Origin of the sequence: Belliella calami (genome assembly GCF_022549695.1) — a bacterium.
Taxonomy (GTDB): Bacteria; Bacteroidota; Bacteroidia; order Cytophagales; family Cyclobacteriaceae; genus Belliella; species Belliella calami.
This window is the reverse complement of sequence record NZ_JAKZGS010000003.1, coordinates 238,534-259,931: the sequence shown is the minus strand read 5'-3', so window position 1 is coordinate 259,931 and position 21,398 is coordinate 238,534. Positions and strand designations below refer to the sequence as shown.

General features: G+C 38.1%; 14 protein-coding genes. 6 read left to right on the top strand and 8 right to left on the bottom strand.

Annotated features, from left to right (window positions below; translation table 11 throughout):
• The first annotated feature begins 135 nt into the window (after positions 1-135).
• Positions 136-1,944, top strand: coding sequence for a transcription termination factor Rho (gene rho / locus MM236_RS05780; protein WP_241273996.1), 1,809 nt, complete (start codon positions 136-138; stop codon positions 1,942-1,944).
• Between the two features lie 374 nt (positions 1,945-2,318).
• Positions 2,319-4,526: a DUF4347 domain-containing protein gene (locus MM236_RS05775; RefSeq protein ID WP_241273995.1), complete on the top strand. Its 2,208-nt coding sequence runs from the start codon at positions 2,319-2,321 to the stop codon at positions 4,524-4,526.
• Between the two features lie 184 nt (positions 4,527-4,710).
• On the opposite strand, the gene MM236_RS05770 is transcribed toward MM236_RS05775, so the two are convergent.
• Both MM236_RS05770 and MM236_RS05765 read right to left on the bottom strand, forming a co-directional pair.
• Complete coding sequence (locus tag MM236_RS05770; RefSeq protein ID WP_241273994.1) at positions 4,711-5,361, bottom strand: metal-independent carbonic anhydrase family protein; 651 nt, start codon at positions 5,359-5,361, stop codon at positions 4,711-4,713.
• Between the two features lie 54 nt (positions 5,362-5,415).
• Positions 5,416-6,150, bottom strand: a complete 735-nt coding sequence (locus MM236_RS05765; RefSeq protein ID WP_241273993.1) for a DUF2490 domain-containing protein — start codon at positions 6,148-6,150, stop codon at positions 5,416-5,418.
• Positions 6,151-6,964: 814 nt separating this feature from the next.
• Between MM236_RS05765 and MM236_RS05760 the strand changes: the two genes are divergently transcribed.
• On the top strand, positions 6,965-9,289 hold the full coding sequence (locus MM236_RS05760; protein WP_241273992.1) for a glycine-rich domain-containing protein: 2,325 nt from the start codon (positions 6,965-6,967) through the stop codon (positions 9,287-9,289).
• Between the two features lie 429 nt (positions 9,290-9,718).
• Complete coding sequence (locus tag MM236_RS05755; RefSeq protein WP_241273991.1) at positions 9,719-11,347, top strand: LVIVD repeat-containing protein; 1,629 nt, start codon at positions 9,719-9,721, stop codon at positions 11,345-11,347.
• Positions 11,348-11,733: 386 nt separating this feature from the next.
• Here the strand turns inward: MM236_RS05755 and MM236_RS05750 are convergent, their stop codons facing one another.
• The 3 genes from MM236_RS05750 to MM236_RS05740 form a co-directional block, all read right to left on the bottom strand.
• Positions 11,734-12,228, bottom strand: coding sequence for a DUF4168 domain-containing protein (locus tag MM236_RS05750; protein ID WP_241273990.1), 495 nt, complete (start codon positions 12,226-12,228; stop codon positions 11,734-11,736).
• Positions 12,229-12,793: 565 nt separating this feature from the next.
• Positions 12,794-14,032: a cation:proton antiporter gene (locus MM236_RS05745; RefSeq protein ID WP_241273989.1), complete on the bottom strand. Its 1,239-nt coding sequence runs from the start codon at positions 14,030-14,032 to the stop codon at positions 12,794-12,796.
• 10 nt (positions 14,033-14,042) lie between these two features.
• On the bottom strand, positions 14,043-14,873 hold the full coding sequence (locus tag MM236_RS05740; RefSeq protein ID WP_241273988.1) for a universal stress protein: 831 nt from the start codon (positions 14,871-14,873) through the stop codon (positions 14,043-14,045).
• A 345-nt stretch (positions 14,874-15,218) separates the two neighbouring features.
• On the opposite strand from MM236_RS05740, the gene MM236_RS05735 reads away from it, so the two are divergent.
• Together MM236_RS05735 and MM236_RS05730 are read left to right on the top strand one after the other, a co-directional pair.
• On the top strand, positions 15,219-16,835 hold the full coding sequence (locus tag MM236_RS05735; protein WP_241273987.1) for a M14 family metallopeptidase: 1,617 nt from the start codon (positions 15,219-15,221) through the stop codon (positions 16,833-16,835).
• Positions 16,836-16,856: 21 nt separating this feature from the next.
• The gene (locus MM236_RS05730) at positions 16,857-18,605 is read left to right on the top strand and encodes a M14 family metallopeptidase (protein ID WP_241273986.1); all 1,749 of its coding nucleotides are present in this window, start codon (positions 16,857-16,859) and stop codon (positions 18,603-18,605) included.
• A gap of 459 nt (positions 18,606-19,064) precedes the next feature.
• Here the strand turns inward: MM236_RS05730 and MM236_RS05725 are convergent, their stop codons facing one another.
• From MM236_RS05725 to MM236_RS05715, 3 genes are all read right to left on the bottom strand, one after another.
• Positions 19,065-19,832 carry a hypothetical protein gene (locus MM236_RS05725; protein WP_241273985.1) on the bottom strand — a complete coding sequence of 256 codons (768 nt, stop codon included), beginning with the start codon at positions 19,830-19,832 and terminating at the stop codon, positions 19,065-19,067.
• Between the two features lie 76 nt (positions 19,833-19,908).
• Entirely contained in the window at positions 19,909-20,217 is a 309-nt protein-coding gene (gene trxA / locus MM236_RS05720; protein ID WP_241273984.1) for a thioredoxin, read from the bottom strand.
• A gap of 573 nt (positions 20,218-20,790) precedes the next feature.
• Positions 20,791-21,303 carry an FKBP-type peptidyl-prolyl cis-trans isomerase gene (locus tag MM236_RS05715; protein WP_241273983.1) on the bottom strand — a complete coding sequence of 171 codons (513 nt, stop codon included), beginning with the start codon at positions 21,301-21,303 and terminating at the stop codon, positions 20,791-20,793.
• Positions 21,304-21,398: the final 95 nt, after the last annotated feature.

The window sequence follows — 21,398 nt, the reverse complement described above, 5'->3', positions numbered from 1 at the left end:
CGTCACAGTATTTCAAAATCCTCTCCCCGTGGATTTTATACTATCCTGAATATATTTTTAATTCAGTTCAGTAATACTCAATACAAGTTTATCAATAAACATCTTTAGTAAATTAATCAACATCATAAGCTTTTTATGTATAACATAGAAGAATTAAGGATCAGACTTCTTTCTGAATTGAAAGAAATCGCAGAGGAGTTGGGAGTCAAAAATTTTAAGACCCTCAAAAAAGACGATCTAGTATATGCAATTTTAGATCAGCAAGCCATCACCCCAGAAAAGGCGCTCCCTAAGAAAAAACCATCAACAGTAGAGCCTGAACAAAAACCGGCAGCTGAAAATGAATCATCAAAAGCTCCAGTAGCAGATTCCCCAAAAGCCGAAGAAGCTAACAGCAAACCGAAGTTTAGAAGACAAAACGTAACGGAGCTTCCAAAAGAAGAATCCAAACCTGAGGAGAAACCTACTCCACGTCCAAAAGAAGCGCGAGAGCCGAAAAAGGACAAAAAGGAAAATGCACCAGAGAAAAGAGAGCACCCAAAAAAAGAGCAAACTCCAAAGCCAAAGGCTGAACCTACTCCCGCTCCAGCTCCTACCCCCAATCCAGAACCAAAAAAACAAATTCCTACAGCAGTAACTGCTGAAGATGAAAAACCAAAATTCATCAGACCAAGGAAAAGGGTAATCGATGAAGTGGAAACTCCTTCTACACCTGCTGCAGAAGTAGATCTTCCAAGAAGAAAAAACATCAAGGATATAGAAGAAGTACATATCCCAACTGCAGAAGTTGTTCCCAACAAGAGAAAAACTTATGTAAGCCCGAAGGAATTTGAAGGGATAATTGAAAATGAAGGAGTATTGGAAATCATGACCGAAGGCTACGGCTTTTTGAGATCATTGGATTACAATTACCTTGCTTCTCCAGATGATATTTACGTTTCTCCATCACAAATCAAACTTTTTGGTTTGAAAACAGGTGACCATATCAAAGGCACAATCAGACCTCCAAAAGAAGGAGAGAAATATTTTGCATTGCTAAAAGTCATTACTGTAAACGGTAAGACTACCGAAGAAATCAGAGACAGGATTCCTTTTGAATATCTTACACCTCTGTTCCCTGAAGAAAGATTAAACCTAACCACCAGGGCTGACAATTATTCTACAAGGATATTGGATCTTTTTGCTCCTATTGGTAAAGGCCAAAGAGGGATGATCGTGGCGCAGCCAAAGACAGGTAAAACTGTGCTTTTGCAACAAATCGCGAATGCAATCACCCAAAACCATCCTGAAGTTCATTTGATGATCCTATTGATCGACGAAAGACCGGAAGAGGTAACGGATATGGCGCGCTCCGTAAAAGCTGAAGTGATCTCCTCAACTTTTGACGAACAAGCAGACAGACATGTAAAAGTAGCTTCTATCGTATTGGAAAAAGCCAAGAGAATGGTAGAATGTGGCCACGATGTCGTTATCCTATTGGACTCCATCACCAGATTGGCAAGAGCTTACAATACTGTAGTCCCTTCATCAGGGAAAATCCTCTCAGGTGGTGTTGACGCAAATGCATTGCACAAGCCAAAGAGATTCTTCGGTGCTGCAAGAAATGTAGAAAATGGAGGTTCATTGACTATCATCGCTACAGCATTGGTAGAGACAGGTTCGAAAATGGATGAAGTGATCTTTGAAGAATTCAAAGGAACAGGTAACATGGAACTTGCACTTGACAGAAAGCTATCCAACAGAAGAATCTATCCTGCTATCGACGTACCTGGATCAGGTACCAGAAGAGAAGATCTCTTGATGGACAAAGAGGAAATGCAGAGAGTTTGGATTCTCCGCAAGCTGATGTCCGACATGAACTCTCAGGAAGCAATGGAATTCCTACTTCAAAGAATGCGTGGCACAAGAGACAATGCAGAGTTTTTGATCAGTATGAATGGATAAGAAACCTCCATTCAACAGCCTTGACCCCAGACAAAGTCAAGTTAAGATTGTTGAAAAGGATGATTTGATTTAAAAATACAGCTAAGCAAATTAATCCAAAGCGGAGCGTAACAGCATATACAAAACCCCTAAGTTCTAACCTTAGGGGTTTATTTTTTTTCAATTAATAAATACTATTTTTTTAATATTAAGTTATCTTATTTGACACAGCCAGCAATTTGTTTTTCAAATACTCAAAACAGCTTTGTAAACTAGCAATTTGTTTTAAAGTAAACAGTCATAGATATTTGAGTAAAGTCGATTCCGTTCACAGGATTGATCACCCATTCTACAGAAAATATATTTAAGTCATTTTTACTATGAAAATGAGCTTTATGAAGCATTTGCTTTCAGCGGCGTTCGTATTTGCATGCATTTGCTACAGCCACTCTTTTATCTATTCCTATTTGGGAAAAGGTATAGAACACAGTGACAATACACAAAGTCCATGGATCTATATTGATGAAAAAGTAGAAGGGAAATCCCAAATCACTTCAAAAATTTCCCCAATAAAAGATTCAGATACTATCTACCTTTTTTCACATGGAAAGCCTGGGCAGTTATTACTTGAAAACCGTTGGATGGACTCAGATGAAATCATCGTCTGGCTAAGAGGGAATTTTTCCCTAAAAAAAATCAAACACATCAACATCTATGGCTGTGAATTTGGCAAAGATATCAAAGGAAAAAATGCAGTAGCAACCTTGATGTCAAAGTTAAACATAACAATTTCAGCCTCCGACGATATCACTGGCTGGGACGGAGATTGGGTTTTGGAAGTGGGAAAATACAACGCCTCTCTTGATTTACACTCTTATCAATACAACCTTCAGTGTGCTGGCCCTCTGGGAGACTGTGATGGAGATGGTATATCCAATGCAAATGACAGAGATTCGGACAATGATGGGATTTTGGATTCTGATGAGCTCGAATGTATCACACTTTCCAGTTCGTCTTTTAGTGCATTAACTACCGCATGGCAGACTACAAGCGTAAATGTAATTGCAGGAAGAAGCTATCAAGTCAATAAACCTACAAGTTCTTTTGGGACAAGAACTGTAAAAGGTGGGCCAAACGACGGGAGAACGATTACATCGACTCAATTTGCAGGAAATAGATTTTCAGATTTAGATGGTATTGGCTACTTCACCGCAACCAATGACTACGAGATTGGACCAAGACCATCAGAAGCCATCGGCTTTGCTAACTTAATCCCAGGAGACTACCCTTGGCTATTGACATATATTGGGATGATCGATACAAATGGCAACAATCAATTTGACCGTGGCATAGACCAAATAGTACCTGTCTTATTTTCTGAAACTGGAAATATCACCTTTACCCCGACAGTAAGTGGTGTATTGCATGTGGTATATACAGACCGTCAATACAGTGACAATAACAACAGTAACTTGAACTTTGATGTACAAGAATGTAACTTGATCGATACAGATAAAGATGGCACTCCAGATTACTTAGATCTCGACTCTGATAATGACGGCTGTCCGGATGCCATCGAAGGAGGTGCTTCATTCACTTATTTTGACCTTGATCCCTTGACCAGGTTACTAGGAGGTATAGATGCAAACGGGATACCTAGAGTAATCAGCCCTGGTGGCCAATCGATTGGCTCTAGTAGGATTGCCACCCAAGTGAGGGTTATATCTCAGCCAAATGACGCCACTTTGGTAAACAATTCCAGTGCTTCATTTAGCGTAAATTCTGCTTCTACCAATTCATCCACATTCGAAAATGGCAACCCGGATTATAGCGCTCCATTTGGCACTGATTCATCACAGGGCTTAAGGTATGGGTGGCAAGAGAGCACTGATGATGGTGACAGTTGGACAGATATTAGCAACGGAGGAGTATATAGCGGAGCCAATACCAACACTTTGACCATTACCGATCCAGAATTGTCATACAACGGCTATCTGTTTCGAGCCAAAATCACGCATATTGATTACCCTTGTGAGACTATTACTAATGATGCTACACTGTTTAGATTATTACCTGTCGATTGGCTCTCCTTTGAAGGCAGCCTAACTTCTAGCAACCAAGCAAAAATCCAGTGGTCCACAGCAAAAGAAAGAGACAGTGAAAAATTCATCATCCAAAGATCCAATAACACCAATTCATGGGTCAATCTAGGATCCATAGCCGCACAGGGGGACACCGATGAAGTCAGCAATTATGAATATTTAGACAAACAGCCCATGGCTGGAAACAATTATTATAGATTAGAACAGGTGGACTTTGATGGAAAAACGAACCTTTCAAAAGTCATCCGAGTAGATTTCAATCCAAACTGGTCAGTAAAAGTATTTCCTAATCCATTTACCGATGAAATTTTCATCCAAACCAAAAATCTCGGCGAAATCCATGTTTCCATGATGGACACTTTTGGAAGAACTATTTTTAGCAATTCAAATAATGTGGAAGATTATTCATTCCGTTTTGACACCAAAGAACTCCAAAATGGACTTTATTACCTAAAAATCCATAGAGGTAAAGAAATTTTTATCTACAAACTAAAAAAATAAACACCAATTCAATAAACTTATCCTCCACTTTTTATCACCCATCAACCTAAGTTTTGCAAAAACCAAGAAAGTACTCTGCAAGTATCAAAATTTCAAAATGTGAGTCTGCGTCATTCCCTCAATTAAACAAAAAGGATCATGAAATCAATAGATTTCATGATCCTTTTTTCCTAAAAAAATCTTTTTAATTTGGCACAAAAGGCAAAGCTGACTTATGGACAATTATCCTAAGTTTGCCATCATCACCCTTCTTAAAAACCCAAGTTTTGTCAACCATCACTTCTGCCCCGTCTTTGTCAGTCACCCAGACATTCCCCATCGTAATAGCGACTGAACCATAGATTTGGATTCCTTCATTTCCATCACCCAAATTATCATATCTAGCTTTGACCCAAGGCTTCAATGCAAACCCATTATCTTGAGGATAATCTGAATCACCTCCTACAAAATATGCAAGTGCACCCTTTTTGCTTGATCTGAATGTTTGATCACCAAAAGCAAGCGTAGGCTTGAAGAAAACCTTCCCATGATCATAGTTATAAGCCTCAGAAAGTACTTGCTCAGCAAAAGCTACGTAATCGCCACCTTCTTCTTTCAACTGACCAATTTTCACTAGCGCATCACACCACGCTTGTTGGGCAGCATTGACCTCTTCATAAGTAATGATTTCTTGGGCTCCCTCTTCTACATATTCAAGTCCAAGCTCATCAATCACTTTCTGCACTTCTTGATTAGTATCAGTTTGGGTTGACTCTGAATCTTTTTTAGACTGATCACATGAATTCAAAAACGTAACGATCGCCAACATTCCTAAAATTACTCTTTTTCCTAACATAAAATTGTGAGATTTATTTGATGTCCTCTTTTAAACGGATGAAGACTTTTCCTTTTATTGGTTTTTTCTTTTTATTGGAAGATTATTAAAAACTACAAATTGCAATTGATTCCTTGAAAACAAATTATTGTTTACGTTTTGTCGCATCATTCCTACCTCCATTCTAATACTGGGGTTAAATTGATAACCAATTGCGCCATACAACCTGTTTCTATCAAACAACGCTGGATTATTTTCTACTTGGGTATTCATAAATATTTCATTGTAAAAAGACAGATAATAGGTTTTTGGGGTCATTGACATATTATTCAATGGAACATGGAGTGCAAGAAAATACCTCGCCCTAAGCCTGAAATCATTGTTGTCAAAAAAACGCTGTTCAAACCTATATCTATGTGTAAAGAACACCCTGCCCACATGATGTCTAGTTAGAAATTGTTGCCATGTCCTATGCTCTTGAAACTTGCCTGCATCATTCACATCCACAACTCCATCAAGTTCCACCAAAGGCCTTGTCCTGACAAAAGTATATCCTGCTGACACAAGACTGTTTCTATCTGAAACATATTTACCAACCCCTGTCCTCAAAAGAAGCTGTTCTGTATTCCCCAGGAAATTATAGTTTCTATATTGGATTTCATTGTGCCATACCCATTTGCCATTTCCAAAATCTTGATTCCCAAAATAGATTAACCAATTCCCAAGATCTGAGACTTGAGCCCTCGAAATAGAAATGGTCAGAACCAACATCATCAATACAGCAAAAAAAAACCTACCTAATTTGTGCATAACAAAATACAAATTTCAAAACCAGCTATTTAAGTTGTGTGATTTAAAAAAACATCTCACTTCCTTCGATATTTTTTTGACAATTAATTGATTGAGTTTTCTTAAACCAATTTTTTAGTTATATAAAATCATTTTGACAAAACTTAATTTGAATAAATTAGAATCAAAGACGGACTTCATATTACAAAGGTTCTTTTTTGAAATTCAACAAAAAGGAAAATGTAAATCAACAACACCAAAACAGTTTCCAAATTTATTTTTTGGACTATGTGGGACTTTGCCAGTAGCCAAATTGAATCCCTTCAGATATGAATTTATTCGGAGTCTTGATGAACTCACCCATACTTTTCAGTTGCTTATTACTCATTGTGACGGTAAATCCAATCAGAACACTTATTACGTATTTCATGCGTAAAATCACGAACCTTTGAAGGATAATTAGAAAAATAAATAGATACGCAAAGATACTCAAACCAGTCTTTATGATCCTAAAAAGGGGAAAAATCAAGTTGAACTTTCAGGGAAATAAAGTTCTGAATAATTTACCAAAATGTTCAAAAATCAATATAAAATACAATATTAAGTATTTGAATAAATTTTTATATTGGTTTAAAAAAATCTTTAATATATCTTTGTCAGAGCTTTTTAGCTCATATTCACCCAAATTATAGACGCCCAAGCTTCAAAATAGAGCAAGTAGTAATCCCCTAGTATATCAACCTGAAAAAAATAAAACCTTAAGCTTTGAATACTTAAAGCTGGTGTTTTTTTTCAAAAACCAGAACCTATTAAAACCTTTACAACATAGAGTAGTATGATTACAAAATTTTACCTTTCGTTTATTTTAGGTTTCTTAATTGTTGTTTTTTCGGGGGAGGTTTTGGGGCAGTGTACAGTTTGTGATCATGTTGTTGGAGCTACAGGAAATCCAGTACCTGCAATACCAGGTAGTGCAAATGGAATTACTGTATGCATAACTGCTAGCAGGACTGCTGAATTAAATTTTAACAATGCTCAAAATGTAACTATTTGTATTTCAGAAGGTGTTACAGTTAATGCAAACTTTGGTAGCCTTTCCAATCTTTCTTCTATTAATAACTTCGGGAATTTTACCGCTCGTGCAGATTATAATGGAAACTGGACAATTAATAATTTTGGGGCACTAACGGTTAACTTCGGAAGTCTCAATACAAATAAAACCATTAATAACTCTGGTAATTTTATTAGAAATGGAGAATTCGCAATAAATGGGTCTTTTAACTCAAGCGGAAATACAATAGTTAATGGTAATTTTTCAGTTAACAGTAATGGATCTGTGAATAATTCAGGCAATATTTCAGTTGAAGGAAATTACGTAAACAATGGCCCGACAAATTCTGCAAACGGATATATTAATATAACAGGCAATTTAACAAATAATGGAAATGGCACATTTAGTATTGGAGAAGGAAGTATTGGAGGAAATGTAACAAACAATGGTAATATTAATATTCACGGTTCCTTAAATATCCAAGGGAACTTGCAGATCAATGGTGGGTCAAATATTTCAGCTGGAGATGAAAATCAACCTAATTATTTGAATGTTAATGGGAATTTCACGGGACAAGGTTGTTTGAACGGAAATAACGGAACACTTTATACAAATAAGTTCCCAACTGAAAACAACATCTGTATAATTGGACAGACCTACATTGGAGGTAATAACCATTGTTTAGAAATAATTGAAACACCAAGTACTTTTGAAAATGGGACTCAGAAATTTAATAGAATTTACATATTTAGATGCTCTACAGACTGGACTATTCCTGATGCAGCAGATGGTGTGATTTTAGATGAAGTTGCTGCTGTATTAGTAGCTGGCGGTGGTGGTGGTGGAAGAGGAAATTCAGCAGGTGGTGGCGGAGCAGGTCAACTTTTGGAAACTCCTTTAACTTTAGGACTTGGAAAAACAATACCAATTGTTGTTGGACTAGGAGGACTTGGATCAACTCAACTCTGGCAACAAGGTTCAATAGGCGGAAACACTTCAGTGGCTGGACAAACTGCTCTAGGTGGCGGTGGCGGTGGATCACAAGATTCGCAAAATGGTGGTAACGGATGGAGCGGAGGAGGATCTAATGCTCCGTATAGTGGTTCAGGATTATTCAATACAAATAGAGGTTTAGGAAATGCAAATGGGTATTCAGGAGGAAGAGGTTTATCTAACAGTAGTGGGAACAATAAAGCAGGAGGAGGAGGCGGTGGATTAAGCTCACTTGGAAAAGACGGGGGTGGATCGGGATCAAGTACTAAAGGAGGAGATGGTGGAGATGGTAAAAATCAAATTATTATCCCAGAATTCACTTTAATAAGTTTATTTGGTGGAGGCGGAGGAGGTAATTCTAATAATAATGCTATTCCAGGAAGTGGGGGTAGTGAAATTGGTGGGAATGGAAACAATGCTGGCCCTGGATTTAGTGGATTAATGAATACAGGATCAGGGGGTGGAGCCGGAACTACAAGAGGAGGGAATGGAGCCAATGGTATAGTTATCATTAGTCAAACTTTCAGTATCAATCCCGTCGAATACACATCCCTAACAGCCACCTTTTCCCCACAAATCCGAACCTCCACAGTCTCTTGGGCAACTGCCAAAGAATGGGAAAACTCGCATTTTGAAATTGAAAGGTCAATTGACAATGTGAATTCCTTCGCTAAAATCGGTGAAGTGGAGGGTGTTGGTTACTCTGATGATGTGGAAGAATATAGCTTTATAGACGAAAAACTCCCTCTTCTTGGTGGAATGGCTTACTACAGGTTGAAGCAAGTGGATTTCTCTGGATCTTTTTCATACAGTGAAGTGGTTGGAGTAAGAATCCCTCCTATGAATATCACTAAAGGTGTCTGGAGAGCATTTCCTAACCCTACCTCTGGGGAATCATTCAATCTCGAATTGGTAAACAACCGGGAGTACAATGATGAAGAACTAAGCATACGACTTGTAACTTCTCTGGCCAACCACAAGCCTGTGGAAGGCAAGGACCTAAAGGAAATCTCCAAAAAAGTAGCAGATATCCTAAGCAACTCACCAAATGGCGTTTATATCCTGGAAGTAAACTGGGGACAAAAATTAGAATACATCAAAATCTTAAAGAAATAATTTGATATTAAAACTTTTGCAAGTGAAGCTGATTTTCTCTCCATTTCAAGAAAATTGCATCTTGCTTATAATTTCATAGGTGTATCTGCTTCATTGCACGTAGCCAATGAATAGAATGTTTGATAAATGATTTGACGTTCTGTTGACAGTTGTCCGGTGACGAGAATCCGCAACAGATAATACATCTATTGAGCCAACATGCAACATTGCGAATACTCATATTATTTTCAACCTTTTAAGTTTGCAATAATCATACTTGATAATTAAATCACACAAGAATTTCACTTTATCCCTAAGTCGAAAAAGGAAAAAGTGGAAATTCATCATTTATCAACAATGTAATTCAAAGAATTATATTTTTCTTTGTAAGAAAAACAAGGGTTTTATTCTGATAAACAATTGTTTATATATAAAAAACAAAATATTGACATGAAAAAAATTTACCCATTTGTTCTGCTTGTAGCAGTGATTTTCTCTTGTGACTGGAAGCAAGAAAACCCTGGTTTTGAGAGAAATATTTTGGTCAACTCAGATTCCGAACAACTTTCAAAAAGAATAAGTATACAAAATGCAGGGGTAGTCAACTTACTGGAACCCGATTCACCAAACGGAAGGATTTCGGAGGAAGAGGTACCTGCGGGAAAAATCCCAATGATCCTTGTAGCACAAGCAGAAGGCCCTACTCACAACGGAAAAACCCTAAGGGCAACACATGTGGATATAGCTGGAGATTATGCATTTGTGAGCTATAACAAAGAAGGCGAGGAGTTTTTGGGAGCCATTGAGATTTACAACATTTCTGAGCCTACCAAACCAAAAATCACCGCTCAGGCTATATTCACTACAGCAGATATCAATGCCCTCAAATATCATGAAGGCAGGTTACATATTGCAGCAGCTTTTGATGTAGACGCTGAGCGCGAAATCAATACCGCAGCACAATACCTAAGTGTAAGTGTAGGCAATGGACAATTTACTTCTGATTTTGTGAAATCAGATTTAGAAGGTTTTGCAGGTACCGGGATTACTTATACAAGTTCACATGCTGCGGTTTCTTCCGGCAATGATGGTATTGTAGCTCTGTTTGATGCAAGTCACAATAGAATCGCAAGTACTCCCATCTCCGATCTTAGAGATGTCGCTTATGGAAACAACACCCTGGCAGCTTTAAGCGGCGAAGAAGGGGTTGTGATCATGAATCCTACGAATCTTAATGCTCTAAGTAAAATCAATTTGGATAAGGACACTCCTAATTCAAAGCGAACTATGGACATCAATGGGGATTTACTTTTCACTTCTGAGGGAGCAAAAGGAGCGGGTATATATCGCCTTCCTTCGGGTACTTTGGTGGAAAAAATCACCATCGCTTCTAACCCAGAAGGTGTGGAAGAAGGGGACATTGTGACCAATGCGGTATCATTCGACGAAGGGCTTCTCATGATGGCCAACGGTGGTGCTGGTGTAGAGGTCGTAGAAATCACTGCCAATAACACAACTGAAACATTAGGAATAATATCTTTATCTGGCTCATCCAACTTTGTGAAACTTAAAGGTAAACACCTATTTGTCGCATCAGGATCGAAGGGATTACAAATCTTGGAATTGGAAAGGTCAACTAGCCAACCTTTACCTGGTATAAATTGTGATGATTTGACTCCATATCGTGGAAGCAATAATCTAAATGTAAATTCCAATGATGTAATGAGATATTCTGGTTCAGCAGCGTTGAGCAACTTGAATGTCAATGGAACATTGACATTCTGTGGATCTATGGCTGTTCAGGACAACATGAATATCAACAGCAATGGCTTTTTTGAAATGTCAGGAAGCTTTTCTTTTGGAAGATATCAAGGAAACAGTCGATTGAATATCAACAACAATTCCGTACTTAAGATCAGTGGTTCTGCAGTAATCTATGGAGACTTGACTTTGAACTCAGGTGCAACAATCGAATTTGTAGGCCAAGGATCTAGCATTACCATTTACGGAAAAGTCACCAAAAACAACAACGTAACTATCAAAGGTGACTTTATCGATACCGAAGGGAAGTTGAAATAACACACTACTAAACAAGGAATACCGAATTGAGTTGATCGGAATTCACAGGGTTTTTATTTCTGATTTATGGATTTGAATTCAACAATTCTAAAAATAGAAATATGAATATCCGCAACTTTGCCAGTAAGAAAATTAATAAGAGATAATCATGCTGATAATCTTCAATAGTCGGCCGTCAACAGATTGGATAGATCTCCTTTTAGGCATATTTATAATGGTTAGTGGCAAGAAAGCGTAGATACATAAATACAAAATAAGAATTAAAGAAAAACCTTAAGACTCATCAAATAATAGAGCTCTTCAATCAGTTCGTAACATAAAAAAAGGCCGATTTTGTTAAAATCGGCCTTTTTTTTTTCTGACAAGACATAAATCTTATATATATCTTATTTGATCTCTTTTTCAATCATTTTGTCCACTTTTTCTTTCACTTTTGGACTCTGGGTGTAAGCCATATACATTTCTTGAAATTTTTCTTCAGAAAGATCGCTATCTGTGATTGCTTGTTGGATTTCAGTTTGCAAACCTTGTTGCATTTCCATTACTTTTTGACCTGCATTATTGAAACTCGCCATTTCCTCAGCACCTGCAGCTACCTCTTGCAAAGTTCCCGCTTGTTGTGCTTGTGCCAATTCTTGGAAACGCTCAACTTTCAAGTCATTTTCTTCAATAGCTTTTATCATATCACCCTGAGATTTCTCTTGAAGCGGGATCAATACCAAATTGATTTTTACAAACTCCTCAAACTCTTGATCAGAAAAATCCTCTTTTACCTGAGTTTGTGGTTGCATCATCTGCTGCGCCATCGCACCGAAGCCTACAAATAAGGTGAATATCAGTGAAAGCATAGAAGTCTTGTTCATTAATTTTGAATCATTCATAATTTTAGGTTTTGTTTGATTTGAAAAAAAAAGTACAAAATTCAATCCAAAAAAGATTTCTAATGATATTTTTTAAAGTTTATTAACAAAATTAAAACGGAAATATTCTATTTTAGATGAGAGATGTGAGGTTTGAATTATGAGAGATAGTAGATGTGAGATTTGAAATATGAGAGATAGGAGATGTGACAATGAGATATGAGACTACTTTCTTTTTAGCGATTAACTAAGCCTTTCAATTTGATGAAAAAAGTACAAAGTAAGGTGAACAAATTTAAGGTACAAAGTACAAAGTATGATGTACAAAGACCACCAATATGACTAGGACTACCTAACCTTCCAACCTTACAACTTTGTAACTTTACAATTTTCCAATCCGCCACGGCGGACAAGTTCTTCCATCCCAATAGCTTTCGAAACCTATCTTTTCAGTACCAAGTCCGAAGACCTCCCATATTACTAGGGCTACCTAACCTTCCAACCTTGCAACTTTCGAATCTTCAAATCTTACAATTTTCCAATTTTCCAATCTTCAAAATCCCTCAAAACCCCAATCATCTCTCCCCTACCCTTTCTTGCTACCTTTAAGAGCCCATTTCATCAAAGGCCCACTTGTCATACTGGTGATGATTGCCATGACAACGAGTGCCACAAAGAGTTTTTCATCAATCAGTCCATTCTCCAAAGCTATCAAGCCCAAGATAATTTCCATCGCTCCTCTTGCGTTCATCCCAAACCCTACTGCAAGAGATTCTTTGATATTAAAACCTCCTTTATAGGCACCATAGCCACTTCCAATGATTTTTCCTGCAAATGATATTGCCAAGATCGCTAAGGTTAGTAAAAGCTCAAAATTAGTAAAGAAGTTGATTTTCAATCCAATAGAAACAAAGAAAAGCGGTGCAAAGATGTTGTTTATAAACTGATGAACAATTTCTTTGGCTCTTTCTGACATATGCTCAGAATCTCCTAAGGCTACTCCCAAAAGAAATGCCCCGAAAATCGAGTGGATTCCCAGCCATTCTGTAAATGCCGCTGCCAAGAAGCAAAATGCCATCGACAAAGAAAGCACACCACCTGGCCAGGCAAGCTTCTTATTCACCCAAGGAAGGATTTTATTGATGATAATTTTCCCCAAAGTGAGCATGAAGAAAGTGAACAAAAGCGTCACTCCTATGGTCTGAACAAGAGACAGGGAACTTCCTTTGCCCATAAAAGAAAGGATTACCGAGAATATCAACCACCCAATAATATCGTTGACCATAGCAGAAGCTACTATCAGCATGCCCATCTTTGTCTTGAAGAGATTCATATCCATCAAGATCCTGACGACGACCGGCAAGGCCGTAATCGACATGGCCGTCCCCATAAAGAGTGAGAACAGTAGCCTGTCTCCGTCTGCAAGCCCAAAGAATGTAGAAAAATAATAAGGAAAAATAAATCCCAATATAAAAGGAACCACCAAACCCAACAAACTGATACTCAATGCTGATTTTCCCTGAGACCAAACTAAGTGGAGCTCTACCTCCAACCCAGCGATAAATAACAACAGCACAACAGCAATTTGGACAAAACCATCCAAAGCCAAATTTGCACTGGGATTACTCATAAACAAATAATCAAAAGCCCCAGGGAAAAATGTCCCCAAAATAGTCGGCCCCAAAATAATCCCTGCCAACAACTCCCCCACTACGGCAGGCTGCTTAAATTTTTGTGCTATTTCGGCAAACACCCTTGCCAACAAAAGCATAGCAGCGAGTTGAAGAAATAGATTGACTACATCTTGATGTGATAAACTTTCCATATGTAGTACTTTATTTTTTTATGATTAACAAATTGCAAGGAAGGTCACTGAGAATGTCTTCCAAGTCGTGTGGAAACAATCGATCAAAGAATCCCAAATTACCCTCGTCTCCAACTACCAATAAATCTGCATTGAAATCTTGGGAAAATCTAGCCAACTCCACAGCCCACTTGCCACAAGTGATTTTGACATTGACACGGAGATCTCCTTTGTCTATTTCTTTGAGAATATTTTCCACGTACTCTACCTCTTCTCCTACGAGCTTTCTTCTTGTACTTGCTATTTCTCCTTCTCCACCTTCACCTGCGGTAGCCATTTGCAAACCATACATTTTGATTTCATTGACTACATATACTTTTTTTGCATTATCAAGCTTACACCATTCTATTCCTCTTTGGATGACATAAGGCGTTTGTTCTTGTTGTGTCCCATTGATCACCACTTTTTCAAATGGCGTAGGCTTCAGCATCGGCTCAATAAGGGTAAGTACTGAGCATTTTGATTTCCGGATGATTTTGCGTGCAATAGACCCTAAGTAATAGTTAAAAAAACCTTCTGTTTTGAGTGCACCTGCTACCAAAAGATCCACACCCTCATTGTCACAAGTCTGGATGATTTTCTTTGCCGGATTTCCAGATTCCCACAAAACTTTCGTCTTCTCCCTATTTATTTCATGTTTTTCTAACATAAAATTGAGGTTCTCCTCCAACGTAGCGGTTTTTTCGCCAACATGTACGAGTATCAATTCCGAATCAAAAAGATCTTTCAATCGCTTTGATTCACAGATCAATGCTTCCATAGTGGGAGAAAATGAAATTGCTAGAGCTATCTTCTTAAACATACAGATCAATATTTGGGAATCAGAAAAATAGGCAAAAATACCTTTTAATCCTAAAAACGAAGATCAGGGATTGAGAGATAGGGTAGGGAAAGTTTAGTGGTTTAGAGTGTTTAGTGGTTTAGTGGTTTAGAAGTTTAATGAATTAGCTTTTTTGGGCTCAACAAAATAGAAGATTCCATCATACTTCGAATTCGGTAAAAAGCACTTCCTTTCATCCATACTTTCTGCCTTTCAAAAACCCTGTAGTCTGTACAGCGAAAGCACATTCTTTAATCCGACTTTTTTTTGTATCATAGATGCGTCAAGACTATATTCTTGACAAAAGATCTAAACCTTAAAGACTTTATGAAGAACATTTATCTGTCGTTGGTTGCAGGTGCGGGAATGCTATTTTCCTTATCCTCAACCACACTGGCTCAGGGCGACTACCCTACTCTTGGCCAGGTCAATCAAAGGCTACAAGCGATTTCAGGCAGCGGAAGCCCTGCCAAACTTACTTCCTTGACGAAAACTGAAGGAGGAAAAGACATCTGGGTACTCAAAGTGGGAACTGGCGATCTGGACAACAAACCAGGCATTGCAGTCGTGGGAGGCATTGAAGGTTTCCATGTGCTTAGTGTTGAACTAGCATTGCAATTTGCTGAAAAACTGGTAAAAGAGCACGCCGAAAAGTTAGAAAACACAACTTTTTACATTTTCCCAAACATGTCTCCTGATGCTTACGAGCAGTATCATGCTTCACTGAAGTATGAAAGACGTGGAAATGCTACCAAAGTCGACCACGATCGAGATGGTCAAGTAAGTGAAGATGTTTACGAAGACCTCAACAAAGATGGATTCATCACCATGATGCGTGTAGAATCTCCAATGGGTGGATATACGACACATGAAAAAGACGAAAGAATCTTGGTGAAAGCTGAACGTGCCAAAGGAAAAAATGGAAGCTATATGGTATTTCCTGAAGGCAGAGACAAAGACAAAGATGGTAATTTTAGCGAAGACTTATCAGAAGGGATTGCTTTCAACAAAAGCTTGACATACAAATTCCCTATTTTCGAACCATTGGCAGGTGATTTTGCAGCTTCACAAGTAGAGACCAGAGCGTTGTTGGATTATTTGTTTGATCAGTGGAATATTTTCGCATTTGTATCATTTAGCCCTTCAAACAACCTATCGAATCCTTTGAAATACAATGCCGGAGATGCAAGAAAGAGAATCCTGACATCAATGTTGGAAAAAGACGTAGCTATCAATAGCATGGTATCTGGCATTTACAATGAAACCGTCTCACAAAAAGCTTTCAACCAGACCAATCAGGGTACAGATGGGGATTTTTTCCAGTGGGCATATTTCCACTTTGCCCGATTAAGCTTTAGCACTCCAGGGTGGTGGGCTCCAGAAGTCAAAGATGAAGATGGAAAAAGCAACGCCAATGCAGAGGCAAATTTCTTGGCATGGGCAGAGCAGGAAGGTATCAATGATGTTTTTGTCCCTTGGACAAGTGTAGAGCACCCAGATTTCCCAGGACAAAAAGTAGAAGTTGGAGGCATCAAACCATTTGTGATGCACAACCCTCCATTCAGCAAAGTCAATGAAATCGCTGAAGAACATACTTCCTTCATCTTGAAATTGGCTGATATGCAGCCAAAACTTGAGTTTCACAATGTGAAGACAGAAAAACTTGGCAATGGCTTGACAAGAATCACTGCCGATATTTTCAACAACTCTCCACTTCCTACTCACTCTGAGTTAGGTGAGAGGTCCAGGTGGTTGAGAAAAGTAAGAGTTGATATTTCCAAAGAAGCGAAAGACTTGGTAGCTGGAGATAAAAAACAACTGATCAGAAGTATTGGTGCTTTCGAGAAAGCCAGTGTAAGCTGGATTGTAAAAGGAAGTGGAAATGTGGACATCAAGGCAGGTGCTGCACATACTGGCTTTGCTACCTTGAATGTAAAACTCTAATCACATCGAAAAATTCAAATTATGAAATTCAAAAACTGGATATATACAACGGCTTTAGGCGCTGCGATGTGCTTTGGAGCTACACAAACTACTGATGCGCAAGTAGCAGCAGAAAGATACTTCCGTGCAAACGGAACCCCGCACAATCCAAAAGTGCAAGTATCTTGGAACAGGTACCATACCAACAAAGCTTTGCTAGAAATCATGCAAGACATGGTAGCCAAGCATCCCAATTTGGTGAAATTGGAAAGTATCGGCAAATCGTACCAAGACAATGACATTTGGGTATTGACTGTCACGGATTTCAAAGCGGGAAAAGCAGAGGATAAACCAGCAATGTGGATCGACGGAAACATCCACTCCAATGAGATCCAGGGAACAGAATTCACGCTATACACAGCTTGGTACTTGATGGAAATGTATGGTGAACTTGATTTTATCACAGAATTGCTGAAGGACAAAACCTTCTACTTCGCTCCAACTATCAATCCAGATGCGCACGATTACTTTATGACTGGCCCAAATAATGGAAATACTCCTAGGTCAGGAATGATGGTGTTTGATAACAATGGAGATGGTGAATTTGGAGAAGATCCAATGGATGATTTGGATGGTGATGGAAGCATCACTACCATGATCAGAAAATCACCTACTGGAAACTTTATCAAAGACCCTATGGATCCAAGAAAATTGATCCGAGTGGGAATTGATGAAAAAGGAGAATATGAAATGCTTGGCCAAGAAGGTCTTGACAGAGATGGCGATGGCAGAGTGAATAGTGATGGTATTGGTTATTATGATCCAAACAGAGATTGGGGCTGGAACTGGCAGCCAGACTATGTACAAAGCGGTGCATTGAGATATCCATTCTCAGTACCGGAAAACCGTGCTGTGGTTGACTTTGTAATGACAAAGCCTAACATTGCAGCCGCACAATCTTACCACAATTATGGCGGGATGATCTTAAGAGGCCCTGGTGCTGAAGAAGATTTGGGTACGTACAATTCAAATGATGTGAGAATCTATGATGCCATTGCCAAAAAAGGTGAAGAGTTTATGCCTGGTTACAGATACTTGGTGGTTTACAAAGATCTTTATTCTGTATTTGGTGGTCAGCTGGACTGGTTCTATGGTGGTAGAGGGATCTTCACTTACTCTAATGAATTGATGACTTCATACCTTTATTTTCATAAAAATGCTGGTAGAGGCAATCAAGACGAGCAAATGGATGTTGACAAATATTTGACTTTCGGAGATGCTTTCGTAAAGTGGAAAGAATACGAACATCCACAATTCGGAACAGTGGAAATCGGTGGCTTCAAGAAAAATTTCGGGAGGTTACACCCAGGTTTCTTGTTAGAGCAGGATGCCCATAGAAATGCAGCTTTCTCAATTCTTCATGCTTACCACACACCAAAATTGAGCGTAATGGATGTGAAGGAAGTTGATTTGGGCGGTGGATTGAAAGAAGTGACTGCTACTATTTACAATGAAAGATTGATCCCTACACACTCAAGCCAGGATTTGAAATACAAAATCGAAAGACCTGATTATGTAACCCTTGCCGGTGCAAAAGTGGTCGCTGGGTTTACGGTAGAAAATGCTGATTTCAACCAAGTAACTGAGCAAAAAGTCACTCCTGAGAAAATATCAGTAGCAAATATCCCAGGGATGAGCGCTGTGAAAGTTAGGTGGATTGTCAGCGGAGGCGGTAACTACAGCATTACTGTAGATTCTGCCAAAGGTGGAAAAGCGAGTTGGAAGAAGTGAGTTTCAGTCAATAGACAACAGATGACTGACAACTGAAAATTGAGTTGATTGGTTATAAGTTAGTGATATTTAGTTAATTACTTATCAGTAGAAAGATTAAATATATCAAAACCTCCTCTGATTAAATTTAGAGGAGGTTTTTTTTTGCGGATGCTTTTTCGGTAAAGATGTAGCAAATAATTCACTAATCACCAGCATAATTAAAGGAGAGGGATTAGCACTGACATCTTCGTGCTTAGAAACATGATCCAAACCAAACCTGGTCAATCAAGATAAATTCACTGAAGGTTGAACCCCGAAACTGGGCAACAAGGGGTGTTAGCCCTGTCATCTTCGAGGATAATGATTATCGGAAACCCAAGTGAAATCTTTAAAAACGAAGCAATAAAAACCCCAATGATAAAAATATTAGGCTGATAACTATTGATAAAACAAATTCCCTTTTCTTTTTATCCAAAATTAATTCATCCCATAGAACGTGTCCTTATAAGAAATTACTTTTTGGTTTAAGGTTACATACAACCATTTTTTGATTGGTTTTCCATCGAGATCCACAGCTGGTTCAAATGCGTAGTTGTATTTCTGTAAAATTTTAAGTGCATTTTTTTTCACAACAAAACGGTTGCCTTTGTTATTGAGCAACTTAAAATCTTCAACACCTCCAGCTTCATCAATTAAAAAGGCAAGGATAGCTTTGTTATTTGAGTTTTCTTCTGGGTCTATTTTTGGCATTATCATAGACTCTTTTGCCAAATCCGCAATCCCTACCTTATTATGGTCAAAATAAGGCTGAAATTCATTCCTTTCAACCATAAACTCTTTGCCTCCAACATACTTTATTCCAGCACCTGATTTGGGGAATGTGTTAAATTGAACCAATAGTGAATCATTTCTGAAAAATGAATATTGATTTGTTTTTGATCCCCCATCATAAATTTTTCGAGTTGTTATTTTTCCTGATTCATCAAAATTGTCGATGACTTGTTTGGTCAAACTGTCATTTTCATCAAAATGGTTTGTAATCAATTCCACAGTTCTATTTTCCAAATCCAAAATTCTGACTATTTGAATGGTATCAATTTTAGAATTGATTATTTTATTGTAGAAATGTTCATCATTTGATAAACTGACATCAATTTTATGCGCTGTTAGTTTCACTATTTTTCTACTTTGAGCATACGAGAAAGCAGAATTTAATAAAAAAATTATGAGTATTGCTTTTTTCATTACCATTGTGTTTAATCCTCTAACTAAAAAAAATCTTGATAGATAACCAAAAACATTTTGTTTTTTTATCAATTACTCACCCTACAAACCCTTTCATCGCCTGCGATAAATCTCTTTTTGTCATATAACCTCCTTTTCTCCAGAGGATTTTACCTCTTTTGAAGAGGATATAGTGTGGAATCGATCGAACTCCAAATTGCAGAGCAGCTTGTGGGTTTTTATCTATATTGAGTTTGAAAAGCTTGATTTTTCCATCCAATTCAGCAATGACTTCATCCAACACAGGATTCATCGTCTGACATGGACCACACCAATCTGCATAGAAATCTACCAAGATAGCTTCCTCACTTTTTTGAATCATATCTTTGAATTTTTTCTTGGCCATGGGATAGTTGATTGGGAATTAGTGGAATAGGTGAATATTGGATTAGTTGAAGGGGGTTAGTGGATTGGGTTACAAGTTTTCCAGTGGGTCATATCGACTGTAAAGTGCCTGCATCGCAGAATTGCGGGAAGATATCTCAAGATATATATTTTAAAGTTTGGCAGCTAATGTTCAACCCTATTCAGGGTTATTGGGATGTTGTTTACTGATTATCCCCGGGTTGTCACCCGGGGTTATTCAAAGTTAAACCACTTCGTGGTATGTAGATGGATGATTGATTTTTTCTGTTTAAAACCTAAATAGCTGTATGTCAAACTCTAACATTCCACACTTCTTCTTTTCTCTTTGTTTCTCATCTCTTAACTCTCTTTTCATTGACTTCATAATTCGAAATTTAACATTCGACATTCGGTATTTTTAAATTAAGAACTTCGAACACCGAATTTAAAATCATGAAAGAAACCCCACTCACTAGCTTGGTGTTTTTAATACTTCATACTTTGGAATTAGTACATATTCATCCTTCACCCTTCTGATTTCATCCCCCGAAATTCTCCGGGGCAGGCTTTCCTCCTAGTGCTGATGCCCTCCTGGGCCATGTACATGTCCGTGGTCGATTTCTTCTGGGTCTGCTTCTCTGATCGAAATGATCTCTGCTTTGAAATAAAGATCCAATCCTGCAAGAGGTGAATTGAAATCCATATGAACTCCTTTGTAATCGATTTTGGTAATCTCTCCGCGAAGTTGGTTTCCTTGGTCATCCTTCATTGGGATCACTTTCCCGACTTTGAGTAAGTCTTTGTTTTTCTTACCATTGTCCTTAAAGTTTGACTTTGGGACAATGGTTTTTTTGCTTTCATCATAATCTCCGTAAGCATTCTCAAAATCTATGAATACTTCGAAACTTTCTCCAGCTTCTTTTCCTTCCATCGCAGCCTCCAAAGCAGGCAATACATGTCCTGTTCCATACAGAAATTGAAATGGCTTTACCTTCTCTACTTTCTCAAAAAACTGCTTTCCATTTTCTCCATCATCGACATGGAGTTCGTAGCTTACAGCTACCACTTTATTTTTTTCTACTTTCATTTGGTTGATAGGTTGACGTTCCCAGTCCAAAGAAAACAAATTTCTGAGAGTAAAATTCGATTTTATAAAAAATACAAAGCTAAAATCCACAACAA

Coding starts and splice junctions, on each gene's coding strand:
- MM236_RS05775 (WP_241273995.1), top strand. CDS start 2,319: ATGAAGCATTTGCTTTCAGCGGCGTTCGTATTTGCATGCATTTGCTAC.
- MM236_RS05715 (WP_241273983.1), bottom strand. CDS start 21,303: ATGAAAGTAGAAAAAAATAAAGTGGTAGCTGTAAGCTACGAACTCCAT.
- MM236_RS05740 (WP_241273988.1), bottom strand. CDS start 14,873: ATGTTTAAGAAGATAGCTCTAGCAATTTCATTTTCTCCCACTATGGAA.
- MM236_RS05770 (WP_241273994.1), bottom strand. CDS start 5,361: ATGTTAGGAAAAAGAGTAATTTTAGGAATGTTGGCGATCGTTACGTTT.
- MM236_RS05745 (WP_241273989.1), bottom strand. CDS start 14,032: ATGGAAAGTTTATCACATCAAGATGTAGTCAATCTATTTCTTCAACTC.
- MM236_RS05750 (WP_241273990.1), bottom strand. CDS start 12,228: ATGAATGATTCAAAATTAATGAACAAGACTTCTATGCTTTCACTGATA.
- MM236_RS05760 (WP_241273992.1), top strand. CDS start 6,965: ATGATTACAAAATTTTACCTTTCGTTTATTTTAGGTTTCTTAATTGTT.
- rho (WP_241273996.1), top strand. CDS start 136: ATGTATAACATAGAAGAATTAAGGATCAGACTTCTTTCTGAATTGAAA.
- MM236_RS05755 (WP_241273991.1), top strand. CDS start 9,719: ATGAAAAAAATTTACCCATTTGTTCTGCTTGTAGCAGTGATTTTCTCT.
- MM236_RS05725 (WP_241273985.1), bottom strand. CDS start 19,832: ATGAAAAAAGCAATACTCATAATTTTTTTATTAAATTCTGCTTTCTCG.
- trxA (WP_241273984.1), bottom strand. CDS start 20,217: ATGGCCAAGAAAAAATTCAAAGATATGATTCAAAAAAGTGAGGAAGCT.
- MM236_RS05730 (WP_241273986.1), top strand. CDS start 16,857: ATGAAATTCAAAAACTGGATATATACAACGGCTTTAGGCGCTGCGATG.
- MM236_RS05735 (WP_241273987.1), top strand. CDS start 15,219: ATGAAGAACATTTATCTGTCGTTGGTTGCAGGTGCGGGAATGCTATTT.
- MM236_RS05765 (WP_241273993.1), bottom strand. CDS start 6,150: ATGCACAAATTAGGTAGGTTTTTTTTTGCTGTATTGATGATGTTGGTT.